This is a genomic window from Pseudomonas sp. Root401 (assembly GCF_001425105.1).
GTDB classification, from domain to species: Bacteria; Pseudomonadota; Gammaproteobacteria; order Pseudomonadales; family Pseudomonadaceae; genus Aquipseudomonas; species Aquipseudomonas brassicacearum.
The window spans coordinates 302,248-319,952 of the sequence record NZ_LMDO01000012.1 but is presented as its reverse complement, the minus strand read 5'-3'; the positions used below and the strand labels follow the sequence as shown (position 1 = coordinate 319,952).

The window sequence follows — 17,705 nt, the reverse complement described above, 5'->3', positions numbered from 1 at the left end:
ATCCCGTGGCGAGGGAGCTTGCTCCCGCTGGGTGGCGAAGCCACCCTACAACAGGGCTGGCGCATTCTTCCAGGCAAACCGCGTCAGCCAGTTTACGACGCTGCGCCGCCGACCCAGCTTGGTTCTGCGCAAGCCAGATTCTTATCACCCATGTTCAGCGATAAATTGTGGAGGGTAGCTTGGTCGATAAAAAGCAGATGGCAGTGGCCAACCAGCATTTTGAAGGCTCTATATGGCGAGCTGCCAAGTGGTTGAATAAACCGAGCCATTCTCTCGTCTATCCAGACGGTTCATTGGAGGTGGTCACTGATCTCCAGACCGACTTTTGGCGTGAAACCCACTACGGTTTCATACGCGATAGCGGACATTTCCTGGGGTTCCCAACCGCCGGAGGTTTTACCGCTCAAGTCAGAGTCAATGCCGACTTTCGCGAGCTTTACGATCAAGCTGGCATCATGGTCAGGCTCAACGAGGAGACCTGGGTCAAGGCGGGGATAGAGTTTAACGATGGGAACCCAATGATCAGTAGCGTTCTCACCCAGGGCCGTTCGGATTGGGCGCCTAGCTATTTTTCCGGCAACCCCGGCGACTTTTGGCTTCGTATGACCGTCGCCAATGGCGTGCTGCGCTTGCAATATTCAACGGATGGCCTGAATTGGCCGTTGCTTAGGCTCGCACCCTTTCCTGAGGCGGAAAGTTATCTGGTCGGCCCGATTTGCTGCACGCCGCAGCGGCAAGGCCTGAAGGTGAAGTTTTCCAAGTGGTGTTTGACACGTCCCTTGGAGCGAGACCTGCATGATTTAAGCTAAGCGGACATGTTCGAAGGCAGGCCTACCTTGTAAAGCTGTCAGGCCAGTTAAAAGACGGAGTGAGGGTGTTCGAACACCGGCTCGATCAACCCTCCGGACCCGCATCAACCGCTCTACGAAGGATGCGCCGCGGAGCGGGAGCGAGCTTCCTCGCCCCGCATTCAGGGCATTGCGAAGGCTTGTTTATTCTCCCTCCGCCACGCTTCCGCCAGGCTACGAATCCTTGCGCCATTGCCTACAACTACGCCAGAATCCGCCCGCTTGTGCGCCGTTCCCATGGCTTCTATCGTTTCCCTGCCACTGCCCATCAGTGGTCGGGTTTAGTAGCCCGGTAGTAGTAACGGCTGCATGAGTATCATCAGTCAGGCATTGCCTGCACTCGATGGTGGCTGTGCGCATGGCGCCTTCGGGCGCGCCGGGATCCGTTACCTCTACCGGTCTACTAACTTGCGCACAGCTGCCTCCTTTCGTTTAGTAGCGAGATGGTTGCGGCCTACTCATTAGAGGTAACGCAACGATGTTCAAAATTACTCCGAATCCTCCTGAAACTGACTCAACGTCTACCCATTCCGGTCGCAAAAACAAAAAGCACGACGAAGCCGCCAAACGCGCCTTGGATCACTACCTGTTACCCAAACCGGAAAAGTCCGAAAATGCATCCAAACCGGACCAGCTATTCACCGTGGCAAAAAACGCCGACAACGAATGCCTGCTCGCCAATCTCAGCGAAAACCTGGCTTCCGCCGACGCGATGATCAGCAACCTGGCCTTCGACCTCGAAGGCCCCCGCCGCCACATCGCCCTCGGCATCCAGCAACTGATCGAACTGAGTTCAATGCTGGCCAGCCGTGTGCTGGATAATGTCGACCCACGCTAGCCGCTACACCACGCACACCCGTGGCGAGGGGGTTTAGCGAAACATCGCACCGCACCGCTGGACTGCGCCCGTAGGAGCTGTCGAGTGCAACGAGGCTGCGATCTTTTCCCTGGCACTTGAGTCTCAAGCGAAAGATCAAAAGATCGCAGGCTTCGCCAGCTCCTACAGAGCCGAGCGGGAGCAAGCTCCCTCGCCATGACAGCAGCCGAGTGATCAAAATAAAGGTTTGCTCATGGCGCATTTCGCCATTCAAGAACGTCACCACCAAGACCACACACCACCCAACGCGTCACGCAATCGAGCCGCACCCATACACCGCTGCCTCGGATCAAACGCCAGCGCCATCCATAGCGCCGGCCAGCAACGCTTGGGCAGGTTGTGCGGCGCCTTGAGCGCGCGTTCCAGCCGGGCATCGCGAGCCTGGGTGGAAGGTAGCCGTCGGAACGGGTGTTGGCCGCTCGCCAGTTCATACAGCACGCAAGCCACGGCGTAGACATCGGCCCCCGCTGAAAGGGGCGCACCTTCAAGCAGTTCAGGCGCTGCGTAACCAGGGGTCCAGGCGTTAAGGCGTTCACGGTTCAGGTTGGGCAGGTGCTGAGAAGGCCCTTCTTCGGCCAGGCCCAAACCGAAATCGAACAGACGCAGGCCTTCTTCGCTCAACATGATGTTGCTTGGCTTCACGTCGCCATGCAGCACGCCACGGCCGTGGGCGTACGCCAGGGCATCGAGCAGCGGCACGGCGATAGCCTTGAGTTCGGGCCACGGCAGCCCGAGGGGCCGTTCGCAAAGCAGTTTGTCCAAGGTCAGGCCGCGCATCAGCTCCATGGTGATGAAGGCCCGTCGTTGGGCTGTGTCCACTTCGAAGGTGTAGGGACGCAAAATATTCGGGTGGTGCAATCGCCGCGTCAGGGCGAACTCGCTGTAGAGCAGCGTACTCGCATCGGGTGATGCGTCGAATGCCTCGCTAAGCATCTTCACGGCAACGTACGGATCGGGATCAGCGAATTGTTCGTGCAGCAGATCCCGCGCGCGGTAAACAACGCCCATGCCGCCCGCCCCAAGCAAGCGTTCAAGACGATAGCGTCCTGCGAGTATGTCCGGTGTTTCGCTGACGCAAAGCTGGCTGGATGTCACAGCAGGCACAGCGTTGGCGAAGGTCGAATACGTCGGGGGGCTACCCTCTTCATTCACGGGCGGACCACCACGGCCGTCAGGTTATCCCGTGCCGGGCCACGCAGAACGTCGTCGAAAAGATGTTCCAACGCCACGCGCGGCGAAGCCAGGTCCAAGGCACTGCCAAGGGTTTGCGCGCCAAGGCCTTGGTACAAGCCGTCACTGCACAGCAAGAACGTATCGCCCGGGTGAACATCCAGCTCCAACACCTCCAGCGTCAACTCTGGGGCGGCACCGACCGCGCGGGTCAGTGCCTTGGCCGCAGGATGGGCACAGGCCTGATCGCGGCTGATGTGTTGCGTGTCGATCAGTTGCTGTTGCAGTGAGTGGTCCTTGGTCAGTTGGTACAGTCGTCGACCGCGCCACAGATAACAACGGCTGTCGCCCGCCCAGATGCAGACCCCGCGGTTTCCTTCCAACAACAGCGCCACCACAGTGCTGCCGATAATGCCGGGATGATCTTCGGTGACGGTAAGCTCCTGGCTCAGTCGTCGGTTGGTCCAGCGCAGGCATTGGCGCACCGCTTTCGAACGTTCAGCCAAGTCCCGGTACAGCGGCAGTTCCGTCAGGTTGGCAACGATCAGCTGGCTGGCAATGTCACCCCCCGAATGACCACCCATGCCGTCGGCCACCGCCCACATCCCCTGTTGCGGGCAATCGAGAAAAGCATCCTCATTGCGTGGCCGGGTCTTGCCAGGGTCCGTGCGCGCGGCGCTGTACCAGGGGCCAGCCTCCATCAAAGCTGCACCGGCAGGCGAAAGGTGCGCAGCACACTCATATCGAAAGGGTTCGGCGTACGCTGGCTCGTCAGCAGATAGTTGGCGCGCAGGCCACCCAGGTCCGCCTTCAATACGCGGACATCGCGCCCCGTCAGGTATTCGCTCTGCATCAGGTCGAACAATCGAAACAGCGACCACGGCCCGGTATTTTTCTCGATGCCCACGCCTCGCCCAACCATCTTGTCCAGCACCAGAAAGGATCGACCATTCTGCGCGTCGCTTGGCCAGGTAAATGCCACCGGCAGGATCGGACCGTGGCGGTATTCAAGCCTCTGGTCACCGAAACGGAATTCAGCACGGCTTACCGCCGGGTCCAGGGTGTACGGCTCAAGCTTGAACTGTACTTGCGGCTCGGTCGGGTTTTCGGCGAAAAAACTCCGGCGAATGGTGTGTGCGGTTGCCATTTGATCGAGATAGACCCGGGACATCGGCAAGCTCTGACCGTCGATGCTGCGCGGACGGTAGTGTCCCGCAGAGCCGCTGACGAAGGGCTGCATGTAATTGTCGAAGAATCGATCGATGATGCCCTGGTCCTTGAAGAACTCCCGGAAATCATTGAGCGCGACGTCGCTGGCACTGTGGGCACTAAACGGGTATCGCTTGTTGATCGCCTTGCCGTAAAAGCTGTACAGCTCGCCCTGATAACGCTGGTTCAGGTAACGATAAGCATCATTGAGCACCAAGCGCCAGCTGTCCTCGGCCATCACGTTGAACCACGCACTGACCGGCTGCGGCAGGCGGGCAGACGCACCGCGCAGGTGACTCAATGCGTCGCGCTGACCGCCCATGCGGTGCCTGGCCAGCTCGAACGCCGCTTGTTCCGGGGCACTGGCGCGAGCCAGGTTCGCCAGTTGCAATTGCACCTCATCAATGGCCCGCAAGGCCTGGACCAGATCAGCCGTCGGACCATTGTCCGGGTCCAGCAGGCGATGCAGCGGTTCGAAACGCCGTCGCAAGGATTTTTGCGCGGTGTCCGGCAGGTTTTCGGCCAAGGACGCAGAGGCTTTCCCAGCCACGGCGGCGAGTTTTGTAACGGCATGCCCACCATTCCCTGCCGCTTGCGTCAGGTCGTCGATTTGCTCGGCAACAGCCTGGATTCGAGTGTGTTCGCGCACTTGCACCAGCAACCGCAGAATCGGCGAGTGAGCCGAGGTCAGCCCCGCGAGTTGCTCGGCGCCCTCACCTGGATTACTGATGGTTTGCAGGGCGACCTGGCCAACCGCTTCGCTCCAGTGGTCGGCATAATCACGAAAATACAGCTGTTCGAGTTCGACCATCAGGCGACGCATGTCCATGCCGCTGAGGCCCTCGCCTTCACCCAGGACCCAGTTGTCCCGCAGCAATTCGGCGACCAGGGCCGCGCCTTGAACCGAAAAGTAGCGTTCGTAACCCTGACGGGTATAGAAACCGGGAATCACACGGTCGGTACCGACCAACAACGCACCTTGCGAGCCCAGGTGTTGGCTGAGTCGGTATTGCGGCAGATGGCTGGCCTGTTCGTGCAGCATTCTGTACACGACGGCTGCCAGGGACTCACGGCGCAAGGCTTCCCGGGCCTGGGCCACCAGCGGTTCGTTGAGCGCATGGATAAAGGGCAGCTCCAACAGGCGCTCGAGGTGGGCATTCAGGCCCTCCTGTAGCGCCGTGTTGCCAGGGTGACGAAGCGACCCATCATTGGCCAGCCAATCCTTGAGCCAGGCAACATCGCGGCGCTCTTGCAGGCCCAGCATCAAATAGGCGCGCAGGCTGTTGAGCAGTTGCTCGCGGTCATTCCAGTTGTTGCGGACATGCACTTCCAGCCGCTGCGCAATCTTCGGCAGCAGTCGTGCCCGCAATTCACGCTCGTAGGCGTCGGTCACCGCAGGGTTGCTCGCCTCGCCCTGGTACAGGCCGACGCGTTCATGCAAAGGCACCGCCCTGTAGGGTGGGAAAACCCGGGTTGCCTCGAAACGGATATCCAGTGATTCGAGCATCGCGGTCCAGTCATCAGCATTCGCCTGGACTGATTGCTGCTGGTCCCAGCGTTGTGCCAGCGTACGCAAGCTGTCCAGTCGCTCGTGGTTGGCCGAAAAACCGTGCGCCCACAACAGCCCACACAGGCCAATGACCGTCAGTGCCCCGAAATACAAAGCTCGCTGCCCCCAATGGAGACGACGGCGCTCGCGCTGAACGAGATCAGTCAGATCGGCTTCCGGAAAAATCACCCGGCTGATCAAGTGGTGGATGAACCGCGAGCGCCCGCTGGGCGTGGTATTGGTTCGGCCCGGCGGCGATGCGCTGGTCAGATAGAAACCACGCAACGTACCAACGCCGCCGGTAAACGCCTGCTCGACCAGCAGACACAGGCCGGCACCGAGTTGTCCAAGTTGGTGAGGGAAATCAAGCATGCAGCTACGGCGCAGCGGGTCGCGCTCCTGATGCATGCGCATGATCACCTGGCTGTTGAGGCGATGCAGCAGCGCCTCGAACTCGGCACGTAACACGGCCACATCACTGCCACGCTGGTCCCGACTGAAACTTGCACCCAATACCTGGTCGTTTTCTTCGCGAGTCAACGAATCAAAGAACTCATTGAAACCTGGCACGCCGTCCGCTTTGCTCAGGACCAGATAAACCGGGACGTCGACGTGCAGTCGCTGTTGCAGTTCCTGCAGGCGGCCACGAATCTGGCGGGCCAGCGTAGTCACTTCGTCCTCGCTGCCCAGCAACAGGACCTCGGTCGGTACCGTCACCAGTACACCGCTCAACGGACGACTGCGGCGACGCTTGCGCAGCAGTTCGAGCAATACGGCCCAGGCGCTGCTGTCGACATCACTGTCCGTTTGGGTCAGGTAGCGCCCGGCAGTGTCGACCAGCACGGCGTGCTCGGCAAAATACCAATCGCAATAACGGGTACCCGACGTGTCGCCGATTGGCTTGCGCTCAAGCTTGTCGAGAGGGAACTCCAGGCCCGAGCAGTCCAGCAGACGGGTCTTGCCGCTGGCAGGCGGGCCGATCAGCAGATACCACGGCAGATCGTTGCGCCAGCGTTCGCTGCGGCCGGGATAAAGGCTCGAAGACCTTAGCGTGGATAATGCCTGCTTGAAGCGCGAGCGCACTTCGCGCCGCTCATCATCAATCCTGGCCTGATGCAGGGCCCGAGCCTGCTCGGGGGCGTTTTGCTGGAGATTCGCGCGTGAACCACCGCGCCCATTGACGAAAACCATGGCCAAGCCCCAGCCCAGCATTAACACGCTGACGGTCAGCAACCGCGCTGTCGGGCTTGCCCAGAATTTGTAGTCATTGACGGCTAGAAGTGGCCCGGCGAACCACACCAGCAACGCGATACAAAGCACCGCCAGCAGCGTCCAAATCCACGTCTGGCGCACCCAGGCACCGGCTTTCCTGAAAAGCAATTTCATGACACGTCCCTGTTTACGGCAGCGGCTGAGCGGCGACCGGCTCTGACAGTTGATAAGGTTGCAGTACGCTTCGGCGTTGCTCGTCCAATACCCAGGCGAAACTCGAGTACATCACCCCCAGGCAGACCAGCGTAAAAACCGCTACCGTCCAGGCCGGGACAATGCGCACCGGGCTGCGTCGCGCGCCATCGAAGCCTTCCCAGCGAGGCGACAGTTCACGAGGGATGTCACCGCGTGCCTGGCAGATCAGCCGATACAGGGCATCGCGCAGACTTTCGAGCTCGAGCATCCCACGGGTCTGGACCCGATACTTGCCCTCGAAGCCCAGGGACAGGCACAGATACAACAACTCAAGCATCGACAGGTGCTTGATGGGGTTTTTCGACAAGCGCTCAAGCAATTGAAAGACCTTCTCGCCGCCGAAGGTTTCGTTGTGGAAAGTGCTGAGCAGGCTTATCTGTGACCACCCACCTCCATGGCCCCACGGTGTAGTGACGATCGCCTCGTCGATCGCTGAGCAGAGCACGTAACGCGCCGCGATCAACTGACTGTTTTCAACACCGTCCTGCAAGGCACAGGCTTCGAACTGCTCCAGGCCTCGCTTCAGTTCCCCTTTGAGGGCTTGCAGGTCCTCGCGTTCGCGGCCGTGCTTGAGTTGCACCATTTGCGACAATAATCCGGACGCCGCCGCGACCAGCGGATTAAGGCTGACATTGAGGGCCTGGGACCGCGGCAGGTGCGCGGCGTAGATCATTCGCTCTTGCAACTGTTCGAAACGTGGCGGCGCAACAGCGTCGGTCAAGGGTCCAGAAACAGGACGTTGTCCATGGTGGTCGAGCAGGACGGTTGTTTCGTCCTGGGGATTTTCCTTATCCATTTCGTTCAATTCCTGATGGCCCAAAAATTCAGTTCAAGCTCCGCGAAATCACCGCACACATGGAACGCGAAGCCTGCCGAGCGCTTCAGTTGCGCCAGGTCTTCGGAGCTGGGCTCCAGGATGAAATAGGTTTTGTTGGCATGGAATGCGATCTGCCGCGGAGCCACGGGCAGAGGCCTGATCTTGATACCGGGCAGATGCAGGTTGACCAACTGGCGGATGCGCTCCACCGAGCCAACCTTGAGGTTCGACGGCAGTCGATGGCGCAACTCTTCGCTGTCACAGTTGGCGCTAGCCGCCAGTACGAATGAAGCCGTATCCAGCAGGGTGAGGTCCTGCATCGGCGAGACGGTGATTCCATATTGGCGCGGCTGCAATTGCAGCTCGATAGCGTGCTGCTCGAGCACCATCGACAGCACCTGGCGGATCGCCTGCATCAGGCTTCGAAAACATGCGCCCTGGTCGCTGTGCTGGTAGCGGTTGGTGAGCGGTGGACGCTTGCTGTCACTGGAAAAAGTCGCCAGCTCACCCAACAGGGCCAGTAGCATTCGGTAGAGCGTTTCGGGATGTACTTGCTCCAGATCCAGATAATGACGTAGCAACAGTTCGCTACGGTTGATCAGTTGCAGCATCATGAAATCGCCCACTTGCGCACCACCTGCCTTGCCATTGAAGCGGATCCGCTCGGCAAGGCTGTCACCCCGATGGGCAAGCATGCCGATGATCTCCTTGAGACACGACAGCAAATAATGGGATGAACGAGCCTGGATGAAGGTTGGCACAAAGTCCGGGTCGAGCCTGATCAGCCCATCAGCGGTGGTATCGAGCACCTCACAGAGCTTGAGCTTCACAAACGCATGGTCGCTCTGTTGCTCGCCCAACAGCAGGCGCAGGTCCGGCCGGCCACAACTGATCTGGCTCCCGCCGGAATCGCCGGCGTTGGAGTCGGTCACCTGCGCGTCGTAGATGGTGTAGCGCGCCAGCACGTCAGATTGCTCCGGACGACGGGACTCGATGTGATTGCCGGTCACCAATGGCAGCGCGAGGTAGATCGGTGTATTGCTGGTATTGGACGGTACTTCCAGGGCCAACGGCTCGGTGTTGCCACCGAGCTCGAACAGACTGCCGTCAGGCAGGACCCCGCTGGCCTGGCTGACCACCAGTTGGCCCATGTTGAGAAATTGCAGATCGATTTCCAGCGCCAGGAATCCCCAGGCGTAACTGGCCAGCAACCGGGTACGAACCTTCAACTGGTGATCGAAATAACGATCGTTGTGTTGCAGATGTTGTGGACGTAACAACATGCCTTCTTGCCAGATGACTTTATCGTGATTCATCGGTCATCTACCTTGGCCCGTCTTTCAAGCGTGTTGGCGATCCCATCCTGGTCGAGGGTCAGGTTCGCTTCGGTCAACTGCGTCGCAGCCACTGGCAGTGTGTAGCGCCAGCGGGCGTGTGGCAGGTCTCGGTACGCCGCGAGTATGCCGACGTAACGGCCATCCCCAGTGATACCGAGCCTGAGCTCGACGGTTTCACCTGGGCGCAATTCCAGCTCTTCGCTGGAAATCAGATCGGGGGCCAGAGTTTCCCTCGCGCGCTCATAGAGGCTGAAGAAATCCGAGTTTTCAAAGGCTACCGGATGCCTGAGTTCGAACAACCGCACCACCACTGGCGAGGGCCGCCCATTGAGGTCGGGGTTGAGCTGATCACTGGCCGTCAGGGTGAGGGTGAGCTTGGTCATCGTCGAAAAGGGCGACAACGTGGTGCAACCGCCCAACAGCAGGGTCATGGCCAGCGCCGCCAAAGTCTTGAATACGTGCATCGTGCAGTGCGACATGGACGTCATCCGTGGTGATCGATTTGCAGGCCGGCAATCAGACGAACCTGTTCTTCATAGGTCTGGGTCAGGCGCGGTTCGCCTTTCAACTCCGAGCGGGTACGCAAGCTCTGCTGCAAACCATGGATGCTTTGCTTGAGCAGCAGCGCTGCATTGATCGCCAGGGTTTCGCGGGCCTCGCTATCCAGGCTTTCGAGATCCATGCCCAGGGCAATAGCGAAACGCGCCCAAAAATCTTCGCGCGGGCGATCCATAGCGTTGGCGGGCGGGATGGGCGCAGGCCTTGGTTCAACGAGCTCTTCGACCAACTCCGGCACCAGCAGGCTTTCCATGTCGATACGCGCATAATCTGGGCGCCCAAGGGTGTCTGGTGGTACGGCAGTGGGATTTATCAGCTCATCGATGTCCAGCAAGACCCGCTCCTGTTGGTCCAGTGCTTTCAACGGGTCGAGTTCCAGAAAGGCATCGTCCGGAATGAGACTGTCGACCGGCGTTGAGCGACCGGCTTCGGCAACGCTGCTCGACGGCCCGACGACCAGCCGCGCCAGGACCTCGAATTCGCCCATGATGTAGGCGTCTCCGTCCTGTATCCGTACCGGCTCGCCCTTGCGTAGGCGTGCGCCGCTTTCGCGGTGGGTCGTACCGTTGCCACTGGTATCGGTCAGGAAAAATGCGCCCTCACGGAAGCTGACATGCGCGTGACACTTGGACAGCAGGCGGTCGCGGTCGGGAATCATCCAGTGGCAACCCTCGCCCCGACCAATCACTCCGCCAGCCGGCCCGAAGGTCTTGTGACACAGTCGCACAGGGACGAACTGGTTGGCGTTCAGCATTTCGAAAACAAGATCCATCTATCAAAGGTTCCTTGGGTCACTTACCGCGATTGACCGCTTGTGGATCACCCAAAGGGCGATAATCACTGTCGTTGAATTTGTAGTTGCCACTACAACCGCCGAGGACAAATGACACGAGGAGCGTCAGCAGGACGGCTCGCCAGGGGAAAACAGGCATCGAAATTTCTCCAGAAATAAAAAGGCCGGGCTGGAATGGCTACGAACAGGCAAGGATCAATCATTAAAATCACTACGCTGAACGTTCAGGCGCGTAAGGCGGTAGACCAGCGTGCGTAGCGGCAAGCCAAGTTCACGGGCGGCACGCGCCTTGTTGCCCGAACTCTCGCGCAGCCCATCGATCAGCAGGCCACGTTCGATCTGCTCCATCCGTTCACGCAAGCTCACGCGGCCACGCTCGGCGGGGGTCTGAATGTGTAGCGCAAAATGCTCGACAAGCAGTTCGCCGCCCTCGCACAAGAGCACGGCCCTTTCTACGATGCTCTTGAGTTCACGGACGTTTCCCGGGAAGTCATAGGCGGCCAGGTGATCGAGCGCTGCGTCTGACCAGCGCACCGGATCACGCTGCAGGAGCGTGCAAGCCTTGTCGGCAAAATGCCGCGCCAGCTCAATGATGTCGCCGTCGCGCTGGCGCAACGCCGGTAGCGGAATTGGAAACTGCGCAAGGCGGTAATACAGGTCTTCGCGGAACTTGCCCTCCTCCATCAGTTGCTTCAGGTCGCGGTGGGTGGCGGCAATGATGCGCACATCGACATGGTGAGTGACGTTGGACCCCAACGGCCGGATTTCGCCTTCCTGCAACACTCGCAACAACTTGGCCTGCAGGGATAACGGCATATCGCCGATTTCATCGAGCAACAGCGTGCCGCCGTTGGCAGCGTCGAACAGCCCGGCCCGGTCCCGGTCGGCACCGGTGAACGCGCCCTTGCGATAGCCGAAAAGCTCACTCTCCAGCAAGTTCTCGGGAACCGCCGCACAGTTCTGCACGATAAACGCCTTGGATCGGCGCGGGCCGTAATCATGGAGGACCCGGGCCACCACCTCCTTGCCGGTACCAGTCTCACCCCGCAGCAGGACGGTATAGGGGCTGTGCAGTACTTTACTGAGCAACGAGCAGGTCTTGCGCATGGCCATGCTCTTGCCAATCAGACCGTAACTGACGGCGCTCGGCAGGCTTGTGGTATCAGGCTCTGACTCATCAACAGGACCGCGCAGGCGCTGTAACAGGTGCATCTGGCCAAGCGCGAAGGTCCCAAGATGTCCCAGGGACTCAGCGATCCCATGCAGGTCGAGGTGCTGATTGCTGGCGCATAGCAACAAGCCTCCGACCCCATCCTGCGGATCGCCCAGGGGAACGCAAAGCAGCGACTGCCAGGGTATGGCCCGCGGCGGCAGGAAACCGGTTTCGTGCACGCTGTCGCTTAACGCGTCGAGGCACACCACACGGTTCTGGCACAGGGAAAATTGCAACAATTGCTCAGCGTGGTAGTCGGAGGGCAGGCTTTGCGGGTCACGAAATTGCAACTGGCCTTCCAGGCACTCGGTGTTCATTTCCAGGCGGGTGCGAGTGGCATCGAGCAGGTACAACTGCACCAGTTCACAGCCACTGAGCCGCGCTACGCCCTGGATGAACGCCCCCACCAGCTCAGCACCGTCCGCCAAGCGCGAAAGGTCGGAAAACTGCGCCAGAAGTGCTTCGGCATAGTCCAACGGTTGCGAGAGTTTCTTGAACATGGCGCCCACCTCAGGAGAACTCACACGCGAGACTGGCGTCGCTGTTGAGCATGGCGTGTACATGCCGTAGCTGTTCACCGCCAGCCATGGCGGCGAGCAATCGGTCGGCAACCAGCGGCATCAGGTGCAGGTCAAGCAGTTGGTCAATCAGTCGTGCGCCACGATCATTACGACTGCAACGCTCGACCAGGTGATTCACAAGGTGCCCGCAATAACTGAAGCTCAATTGACGACGGTGCAGCCGCTCGCCCAGGCGGTCGAGTTTGACTTCCACCAGTTCACGTAACACCGGCCCGTTGACCGGGTAGTACGGCACCACGCACATGCGCGCCAACAGCGCGGGTTTGAAATGTTGACTGAGTATTGGGCGAATGGATTCTTCAAGGCATTCGGCACTTGGTTTTGTGCCGTTTTCGCACAACTCGTTGATGCGTTCGCTGCCCAGGTTCGACGTCATCAGGATCAGCGTGTTGCGAAAATCAATTTCCCGTCCTTCTCCGTCGTTGGCCAAGCCCTTGTCGAAGATCTGGTAGAACAGATTCAACACATCCGGGTCGGCTTTTTCGACCTCATCGAGCAGCACCACTGAATAGGGCTTTTGCCGCACGGCTTCGGTGAGCATGCCGCCTTCGCCAAAACCGACGTAGCCCGGCGGCGCGCCTATCAGCCGGGAAACCGTATGTTTCTCTTGGAATTCGGCCATGTTGAGCGTGGTGATAAAACGATCACCACCATAGAGCAGGTCAGCCAGGGCATGCGCCGTCTCGGTCTTGCCGACACCACTGGGCCCTACCAACAAAAACACGCCCACCGGAGCGTCGGGTTTGTTCAGGCCTGCGGCGGCGGCACGCATCGCACGATCAAGCGCCTGCACAGCCGGCTCCTGACCACGAATACGAGCACGCAGGTCCGTCGCGAAACTGGCGACTTTCAAATTGTGCTCTCGCGCCAGTTGTGCCAGCGGCACACCGGTCCAGGCACTGATGACTTCGGCGACCAGTCGCGGGCAAACTTCGAAGCTGACCAGGCGCTCCTGGACTTGCGCAGCCACCAACGTGCCGTGTGTTTCATGCAACGCCGCTTCCAGGGTTTCGACGCTGAGGGGCTGATCCACCGCGGCGTCCCGTACCTTGGTCAATTGCTGACGAAGCGACAACAGGCGTTCCGCAAGAATGCGTTGTTCGGTCCATTGGATTTCCAGCGTTCGGCATTCATCTTCGATGGCCTCCAGGCGTACCTCCAGCGTTTCCAGCGCCTGAAGATCAATCGATAGGCCGGCCTGCGCATCACGACGCAGCGCTTGGCGCTGGCGCTCGCCTTCGGCCAACTCGCCGCGCAATCGCTCCAGGCTTTGCGGCGCAGCGGCCAGGCTGATGCGCACACGGGCGCAGGCAGTGTCCAGCACATCCACAGCCTTGTCTGGCAACTGACGACCAGCCAGGTAGCGAGCCGACAATTGCGCCGCCGCGACCACCGCATCATCACGCAGGTAGATGCCGTGACTGTTCTCGTAGACCCGGGCCAGGCCACGCAGGATGGTCACCGCCTCACTGACGGTCGGCTCGTGCAATTGCACCGGTTGGAAACGACGGGCCAGTGCCGGGTCTTTTTCAAAATATTTTTTGTACTCGGTCCAGGTGGTGGCCGCGATAGTACGCAGCTCGCCCCGGGCCAAGGCCGGCTTGAGCAGGTTGGCCGCATCGGCGCCCCCGGCGTTGCCACCCGCGCCAATCAAGGTGTGAGCCTCATCGATGAACAGGATGATGGATTTTGGCGAAGTCCTGACCTCGTCGATCACCCCTTTGAGACGACGCTCGAATTCACCTTTTAGGCCGGCGCCGGCCTGCAGGAGCCCCATATCCAGCGAAAGCAGCTCGACGCCTTCGAGCACTGAAGGTACTTCTGCGGCGGCGATGCGCAACGCCAGCCCCTCGACGATGGCGGTCTTGCCCACACCTGCTTCACCGACCACGATAGGATTGTTTTTGCGGCGACGAACGAGAATATCGATCATCTGCCTGATTTCACCGTCGCGACAAAGCACCGGGTCGAGTAGCCCCTCGCGGGCCTGCCGGGTCAGGTCACGGGTAAAGCGCGCCAGTAGGGAATCGCCCGGCTTGGCGGGGTGATCGGCGACGGATTGAGTCTGTTGCGCCAAGGCGAAATCTTTCAACCGATCGACATTCAGTCGGGTGAGCAGCGCCTGGTAAGCACTCCCTGCATAGCGAAGCGGGTTGCGCAGCAACGCCAGGATCAACGCGGCTTGTCCGATCTGGCTGCAGCCCAGCTCGAGATTGGCCACCAGCAGCGCATCCTGCAACCATTGCACCAGCTCCGGGGCGAATACCGGATTGCGCGAAGCGCTGTGTCCCATCCGTGGTTGCAGCGCAGCGCTCAGTTCACCTGCGCTTACCTGGGCATCTTGCAAGGCTCGCGCGAGCAGCCCCTGCGGACGTTCCAGCAAGCCCAGCATCAAGTCTTCCACCAGGACTTTGTCTGCGCCACGGGCGATGCATTGCTCGGCCGAGCGCTCCAGATCGCTTCTGGTTTCGGCGTCCAGCGCCTGGATCAGTTGCTGAAGGTCTACGTTGATCATGTCATTCATTCCTAATGAATTTTGCTGCCGAGGGTCACCACGCCATCGGCGCGCTCGTGTCCCAACCAACTGGTCCATCCCAGGCGGCAGATGTTCTGTTCTCCGATGCACAGCTCACGAATGTCCTGCCGGCGCAGGACCAGGCGAATGTCATATTCGAGGGGATCACGCAGGGTGAAACGCACCAGCGAGCACAACGGCTGGTAACCGATGCCGATGGGCAGGAATTCGTGAAAACGCTGCCAGTCCAGTTCGCTGATATGGATCCGGAACTTGCCGCTGCGGTCGCGCACCTGTTCACCCAGCACCAGGTCTTGGCTCAGCAGGCTATTGGCGCTCCCCAGGCGATTGCGCTGTTCGCCAAGGATGTCCACACGCCGCTCGATGCACTGCTCGAGGTTCAGTTCGGCGTGCTTGAAGTAATAACGCAGCACGGCCTCGATCAGAGCTGCCGAATGAGCACGAAGACTCAGCAGGCCCAGATACGGCAGCAGACGCTTCCAGTTCAGTTGACTGGTCTTGCGAATGTCTTCGCCGCCCAGGCCGATCAGCGCAAACAACTGCTCGGAAAACGGGTCCCTGGCACCGCTCTGAAAACTTGCGCAGTAACGATACTTGCGCCAGATCGGCAGCATCAGTCGTTGCAGGCGGTGGTGGAAGACGTCGAGGAAGTCGCGCGTCGGATTGCCCTCCTCCTCCCCCAGGGCCTGCTCACCATAGAACGCCGGTAGCGGCGACCCTGCCCCTACCAGGCTGATCAGGTTCAAACCCAGGCGCGCTCGCACCTGGCCGTTTTCTTCAAAAAACTCCACACGATCGATGTCGCTGGCGGGGAACCCCAGGCTTGGGTTGGCCTGGAACTCCAGCCGGTCATACAGCGCCTCATCATCCAGGTCTGGGTGAGACTCGCGCAGCCGATCAACGACCAACAACACGGCCTGAAATAGCGAGTACTCGCGTATTCCTCGCGTCAGCCCGCTTATAGAAGCGGCTGCTGGCCCATGCGGGGTGTCCATTGATAGACCTCTCCTTGTGTGCTGTTCACCCGCAGTTCGTGGTACGAATTGAGGCTGGCATAAAGCGCGAAGAATTCGTTGAGCACCGAAGCGAAGACGAACAGGTCGCCCTCGCCGATGTAACCCTGGGGGTCGATGGTCAGTTCGGTGCGCAAGCCACGAACCGGCAAGCCTCGATGCAGGCGATCGACATGCTGGTGCCTGATAGACTTGAGCCCGTCCAGCAAACGCTTGCTGACCTTCTCTGTCTGCTCGTCGTAGTAGCGCGGAAAATCATAGGTTTCGAGAATCACCTTGAGCGCATTGACGTCCGCCAGCGACAGATAGTTGAGTGACATGTTGCTGATCAGCTTCCAGAGGAAATCGCGATTGAGCGGGGGAGCGAAGCTCGAAGTGACCGGCCCGATGTTGCGGAAACTCAGCGATTCGGGGCTTTTTTCGCCGGGCTGGTCGATGTCACCCGGCTTGAGCTGGCGCGGCAGGTTCTGGTTGGTGCACATCAACTCGATCGACAGGGTTTCATGAGGGTGATTGTGCCGGGCACCGAAACCCAGGCAGGTGTCCAGGCCACCGTGCAGCAATGAAGGGCGCTGACGAACGCTGTAGTAAGGTCGGCTGTGGGGCACATCGAAGCTTGAATCGTGCTCGAAGGATTCGAACGGCACATAGGCCTGATAACCCAGACCGCCGGGGTTCCAGCCGGTGACGCTTTCGACCGAGAACACACCGCAGTGCTCCTGGTCATAATCGGCGGGCAGCAACAGGTATTCATCCTGTTTGCTGTCCAGGCGGATTGGCTGGGCGTCATGCTTGAACAGATTGACGATCGGCGTGCAGTGAAGCTTTATGTTGTCCAGTGTCGGGCGCATCCGCTGGATACCGCTTTTGCCAATATCGAAGCGCAGTTCCAGACCCCGCATCTGTTCGACGCTGCTACGCGGAGCAGCGTTGATTACGTCCAGGCCATTGACGTCGACGAACAGGAACTTGTCCTGGAAGGCGAAGTATTCCTGCAGGTAGCGATAGCCGCGAAAGGTATTCAGTGGATACGGGATCAGCGCTTCCTCTTCGGCAAACCCTACCGGCTGGACACGATCGGCTGGGACCCTGAACATCATAGGGCTGCCATCTGCCGCCCGCAGGGCCTCGCCGGAGCCGTCCAGCGGGATCAGCTCGATACCTTCAAGATTGCGCAACAGGCTGAGATAGAGCATCTGGCTGATGTAGCGCTCGCCGGTCAAGTGCAGCCGCAATTGGCTCAGTTGCAGTTCGCCCAAATGACCGTCGCAACACATCTCCAGGCGCAGGCTCAACAGCGACCCATCCCCTTTCACTGAATAACTCAACCTGGTCAGATCAAGCGCCAGCACCTCGGTGGGGTAACACGTCAGGAAACGGCAACGCACCTGCTGCACAGGCTTGCTTTCGACCGGCGTATCACGTTCCACCCGCAGTGCGGGGCCGGACCGCTGTAGTGAATCGAACTGCAAGATGCTGAAGGCCGGCAACGGCCGCATGTAGTTCGGCCACAACAGCTGCATCAGCGAATGGCTCAGCTCCGGCAATTGGTCATCGAGCTTCTGGCGCAGCCGCCCGGTCAGGAATGCAAAACCCTCCAGCAGCCGCTCCACATCCGGATCCCGTCCGGCCTGCCCCAGAAAGGGGGCCAACGCCGGGTTACGCTCGGAGAAACGTCGACCCAGCTGGCGGAGCGCCGTCAGTTCGCTCTGGTAGTAATGATTGAACGACATGTAT

At 59.9% G+C, this 17,705-nt stretch carries 13 protein-coding genes and 1 pseudogene; 2 read left to right on the top strand and 12 right to left on the bottom strand.

Annotated features, from left to right (window positions below; genetic code table 11):
- Positions 1-197: 197 nt before the first annotated feature.
- Both ASC85_RS11360 and ASC85_RS11355 read left to right on the top strand, forming a co-directional pair.
- Entirely contained in the window at positions 198-809 is a 612-nt protein-coding gene (locus ASC85_RS11360; RefSeq protein ID WP_156395635.1) for a DUF1349 domain-containing protein, read from the top strand.
- 517 nt (positions 810-1,326) lie between these two features.
- Positions 1,327-1,686: a DUF6124 family protein gene (locus tag ASC85_RS11355; RefSeq protein WP_057449392.1), complete on the top strand. Its 360-nt coding sequence runs from the start codon at positions 1,327-1,329 to the stop codon at positions 1,684-1,686.
- A gap of 258 nt (positions 1,687-1,944) precedes the next feature.
- On the opposite strand, the gene ASC85_RS11350 is transcribed toward ASC85_RS11355, so the two are convergent.
- From ASC85_RS11350 to tssF, 12 genes and pseudogenes are all read right to left on the bottom strand, one after another.
- The gene (locus ASC85_RS11350; protein ID WP_057449391.1) at positions 1,945-2,877 is read right to left on the bottom strand and encodes a serine/threonine-protein kinase; all 933 of its coding nucleotides are present in this window, start codon (positions 2,875-2,877) and stop codon (positions 1,945-1,947) included.
- The gene (locus ASC85_RS11345; RefSeq protein ID WP_057449390.1) at positions 2,874-3,599 is read right to left on the bottom strand and encodes a PP2C family protein-serine/threonine phosphatase; all 726 of its coding nucleotides are present in this window, start codon (positions 3,597-3,599) and stop codon (positions 2,874-2,876) included. The genes ASC85_RS11350 and ASC85_RS11345 overlap by 4 nt, the downstream gene beginning before the upstream one ends.
- Positions 3,596-7,039: a type VI secretion system membrane subunit TssM gene (gene tssM, locus ASC85_RS11340; RefSeq protein WP_057449389.1), complete on the bottom strand. Its 3,444-nt coding sequence runs from the start codon at positions 7,037-7,039 to the stop codon at positions 3,596-3,598. The genes ASC85_RS11345 and tssM overlap by 4 nt, the downstream gene beginning before the upstream one ends.
- A 13-nt stretch (positions 7,040-7,052) precedes the next feature.
- The gene (gene icmH, locus ASC85_RS11335) at positions 7,053-7,916 is read right to left on the bottom strand and encodes a type IVB secretion system protein IcmH/DotU (protein WP_057449388.1); all 864 of its coding nucleotides are present in this window, start codon (positions 7,914-7,916) and stop codon (positions 7,053-7,055) included.
- Between the two features lie 5 nt (positions 7,917-7,921).
- Positions 7,922-9,253, bottom strand: coding sequence for a type VI secretion system baseplate subunit TssK (tssK, locus tag ASC85_RS11330; RefSeq protein ID WP_057449387.1), 1,332 nt, complete (start codon positions 9,251-9,253; stop codon positions 7,922-7,924).
- Entirely contained in the window at positions 9,250-9,753 is a 504-nt protein-coding gene (tssJ, locus tag ASC85_RS11325; protein ID WP_057449386.1) for a type VI secretion system lipoprotein TssJ, read from the bottom strand. Before tssJ ends, tssK begins: the two co-directional genes overlap by 4 nt.
- Before the next feature lie 59 nt (positions 9,754-9,812).
- Positions 9,813-10,604: pseudogene (gene tagH / locus ASC85_RS11320) on the bottom strand (type VI secretion system-associated FHA domain protein TagH); the annotation flags it as partial.
- A gap of 19 nt (positions 10,605-10,623) precedes the next feature.
- Positions 10,624-10,764 (bottom strand): hypothetical protein, encoded by a 141-nt coding sequence (locus ASC85_RS11315; protein ID WP_057449384.1) that lies wholly within the window; start codon positions 10,762-10,764, stop codon positions 10,624-10,626.
- 56 nt (positions 10,765-10,820) lie between these two features.
- Positions 10,821-12,338 carry a sigma-54 interaction domain-containing protein gene (locus ASC85_RS11310; RefSeq protein WP_057449383.1) on the bottom strand — a complete coding sequence of 506 codons (1,518 nt, stop codon included), beginning with the start codon at positions 12,336-12,338 and terminating at the stop codon, positions 10,821-10,823.
- A gap of 10 nt (positions 12,339-12,348) precedes the next feature.
- The gene (gene tssH, locus ASC85_RS11305; RefSeq protein ID WP_057449382.1) at positions 12,349-14,934 is read right to left on the bottom strand and encodes a type VI secretion system ATPase TssH; all 2,586 of its coding nucleotides are present in this window, start codon (positions 14,932-14,934) and stop codon (positions 12,349-12,351) included.
- Between the two features lie 11 nt (positions 14,935-14,945).
- Positions 14,946-15,950, bottom strand: a complete 1,005-nt coding sequence (tssG, locus tag ASC85_RS11300; protein ID WP_057449381.1) for a type VI secretion system baseplate subunit TssG — start codon at positions 15,948-15,950, stop codon at positions 14,946-14,948.
- Positions 15,914-17,701, bottom strand: a complete 1,788-nt coding sequence (tssF, locus tag ASC85_RS11295; RefSeq protein ID WP_057449380.1) for a type VI secretion system baseplate subunit TssF — start codon at positions 17,699-17,701, stop codon at positions 15,914-15,916. Before tssF ends, tssG begins: the two co-directional genes overlap by 37 nt.
- Positions 17,702-17,705: the final 4 nt, after the last annotated feature.